General features: G+C 64.3%; 1 protein-coding gene. It reads left to right on the top strand.

What is annotated here, in order from left to right; translation table 11 throughout:
- Positions 1-65 precede the first annotated feature (65 nt).
- Positions 66-367: Imm49 family immunity protein (locus ACLQ3C_RS21565; RefSeq protein ID WP_425707130.1), on the top strand; the 302-nt coding region annotated here is incomplete at its 3' end.

The raw sequence follows: 367 nt of genomic DNA, 5'->3' as shown, positions 1-367 counted from the left end.
GGTTGGGGTTGGTGGCGCGGGATCGTGGGTTGTTGGATGTGTTGCGGGATTTCGAGGTGGAGTGGATGCGGGCGTCGATGGAGGCGGGGGTGTCGTTTGATCCGTTTCACGAGCAGTGGGCGCTGGGGTGGCAGATGTTGTTGCGGGGTGAGCGGGGTGAGCCGGTGGCGCAGCAGGTGTTGGAGGTGATGCGGTTGACCGATCCGGAGTTGGCGCCGTTGGCGGGTGCGGAGAGTGTGTTGCAGCGGGTGTGGCCGTCGGTGCGGTTGTTGTGGGATGTGGTGTCGGGAAGCCGTAGTGAGTTTCGGGGTGATGTGCGGACGGCGGTGGAGGCGAGTAAGGAGTTCTTTACGCGGCCGGTGGAGAA

Origin of the sequence: Gordonia sp. DT30 (genome assembly GCF_049844915.1) — a bacterium.
Taxonomy (GTDB): Bacteria; Actinomycetota; Actinomycetes; order Mycobacteriales; family Mycobacteriaceae; genus Gordonia.
Note: the sequence above shows the minus strand (reverse complement) of the source record. Positions and strands in the feature narration are given on the sequence as shown.